Source organism: Nocardiopsis lucentensis DSM 44048 (genome assembly GCF_000341125.1).
GTDB lineage: Bacteria > Actinomycetota > Actinomycetes > Streptosporangiales > Streptosporangiaceae > Nocardiopsis > Nocardiopsis lucentensis.
The window spans coordinates 1-2350 of record NZ_ANBC01000194.1 but is presented as its reverse complement, the minus strand read 5'-3'; the positions used below and the strand labels follow the sequence as shown (position 1 = coordinate 2350).

Genomic DNA, 2350 nt, shown 5'->3' with positions numbered 1-2350 from the left:
CTCCCCCGCCGCGCACGGCGGCCAGGGAGGCGCGCTGGGCCGCGGCTCCGGCCGCATCGCCCGACTCCTCCAGCAGTTCGGCGGGGGTTCGGCCCAGGCACTGGGCCGGAGCGAGGCCGAACATGGTGGCGAGCTGCTGGTTGACGGTCCCCAACCGATCGTCCGAGCCGATCAGGGCGAATCCGACGGGGGCGTCGATGAGAAGCGATTTCACCGCGTCTGGCAGTTCTGCCCCCTCGATCCGGGGTGGCGGAATGGACGTCTCGGCGCTCACCTGCTCGACACCTCCGGAACCGTCGGACTCCCCATCCGTTTTCGTTGGGGACGCGACTCCTCTCGGCCGCTGTCACCGCTCAAGCATAAGACACACCCGCCCCCGCGCAACGGCCCCTGTGGACGGCCCGGCCCGGACACGGAAGGTCAGGAGCGGGCCACACCCCGCCCGTGAAACGGTCAACCGGCTGTTTTCCTCCGGCGTTTCGCCACCATTGCGCGGTCGGCGACGTGCGACCGGTTTCCGACGTGAACTCCGAAACCAGGTCACTATGTGCCTGAAAAGTCCAATTCACACCGTTGAGCTGCGTTGATGGAGGGACCAGAGTAAACGCTGTCCCCCCAAGGTTTTGTCAACAGCGCACCGCGACGGGGGTTGACAGTCCGTTCAGAACAAGTGGAATGGGTGGAGGTCACCGTCCAGGCCATCTTCCAGCAAGGGGTGTGAGCGAGAATGCTCCAGACCTTCCCGGTCCAGGATCTCAGGCGGATCTCGGCGAGGCTCCACGACGAGTTCAGCGACCTGTCCCATCGTTGTGTCGAGCGCTGTGTCAGTGACACATGGAACTGCGTCGAGCACCTGGGCATCGCGGTCACTCCGCACCTGGTAGAGAGGGTCGCCCGCGAGCACCTGGAGGCGATGATCAACTCCGTGCCCCCGCCCCGCCGTCCACAGGCGGGGCCACGTTCCGGCGGCACTGGCATACCCTCAGGTGGTGCCCACCCCTGAGCCTCCCACCGGACCCGAACCTGTTCCCGGCGCCGTCTTCGACGAGATGCTGCGCGCCGCCCGAGCCCTGCTGGCCATGCGCGACCCCCTGGACGCGGAGCTGGCCTTCAGCGAGATGCTCGGAAGCTGGTGGGGGGAGCACGTCCCGGGTGTGGACGTCGAGCGGCTCCTCGGCGAGGGGTTGGTCGCGCACGCCACCGCCTCCGGCAAACCGGCGGGGCTGGGTGTGCTGGCGGCCGTCAGCGCCCTGGGCACTTCCCCGGCCCAGCGCCACCTGGCCGAACAGGGGATGATCGCGCTCAGGGAGCGCGGCCTCCAGGTGCCCGAGTGGGCCTCCCAGCTCGGCGCCGTCACCCCGCTGGCCGCCTACGTCCACGGCGACCGGTTCGGTGACACCGACGACGTCGTGTGCGTGTTCGGCCGGGGACGGGACGGGGGCGCGGCGGCCCCACCGCCGGAGCACGCCCTGATCCTGGTGGTGGACCACAATGGCGGCGGGCTCCTGCGTGACGCGTGGGTCACCTCCAAGGTCGACCAGCTACTCGACCAGTGCCGGGCCCGGGCCGAGGAGGACGACTCCACCCGATTCTCCCCGTTGGGCCTCGGCGCGGCACGCGCCCTGCTCACACGCGCCCTGGAACGGACCGACCTGGTCGTGAGCGGTGCGTCCGCCGATCCCGGCGCGGGCCCCACGGTGCACGCCGTCGGGCTGGGCGCGGCCGATCTCATCGGCGGGTCCCTGGCCGCCCACTACGCGTTCGCCCGCTCCCGTGTCCGGGCTCTCCCGGCCCCGGACGGCGACGCCCCGCCCGTCCCGGTATGGCGGCGCGACAGCCGCGCCGTGCTCGCGGCGCGCTTCCTGGCCTCGGACGAGGCCGCCGGTCTCTCGGACTCCTACGCCGCCAGCCGCTGCGCCGACCACATCATCGCCTACGGCTGCGACGTGGACTCCGGACGGCCGCTGCGGGTCAGCCCCCGCAAGGCGGAGGCGTTCCTGCTGCACTGGCTGCCCGGCCGCGTCGTGCTGCTGCCGGAGGAGCAGGAGGCGATGCCGCACGTCCTGGCGGCGTGGGTGCGTTGGGCGGGCGCGCTCTCGCGCTTGTCGGAGGCCGCCGTGGGCGCCACTCTCGACGCCGTGTGGGAGTCCACCGGCCCCTTCGTGCGCGTCTACCGGGACCCGGCCCGCCCGCTGGGGCTGCGTCAGGAGGCGGTGCGCCGCCTGCTGCCCGACGGTGACTTCGCCGCACTCGCACGGCGGATGTTCGCGTTCCCGTTGCTGGCCAGCGAGATCGTCGCGGGCGCACCGGAGGAGTTCGACCCCGCCACCCGGCGCGGCCGCCGGGCGCT

3 protein-coding genes are annotated in these 2350 nt (G+C 71.8%); 2 read left to right on the top strand and 1 reads right to left on the bottom strand.

What is annotated here, in order from left to right; genetic code table 11:
- The coding region (locus D471_RS0106460; RefSeq protein WP_152486235.1) for a PAS domain-containing protein at positions 1 to 274 on the bottom strand (274 nt) is incomplete at its 3' end.
- 453 nt (positions 275 to 727) lie between these two features.
- Here D471_RS0106460 and D471_RS41640 point away from each other — a divergent pair.
- Both D471_RS41640 and D471_RS0106450 read left to right on the top strand, forming a co-directional pair.
- The gene (locus tag D471_RS41640) at positions 728 to 1003 is read left to right on the top strand and encodes a hypothetical protein (protein ID WP_017597867.1); all 276 of its coding nucleotides are present in this window, start codon (positions 728 to 730) and stop codon (positions 1001 to 1003) included.
- Between the two features lie 46 nt (positions 1004 to 1049).
- Positions 1050 to 2350: hypothetical protein (locus D471_RS0106450; protein ID WP_026127471.1), on the top strand; the 1301-nt coding region annotated here is incomplete at its 3' end.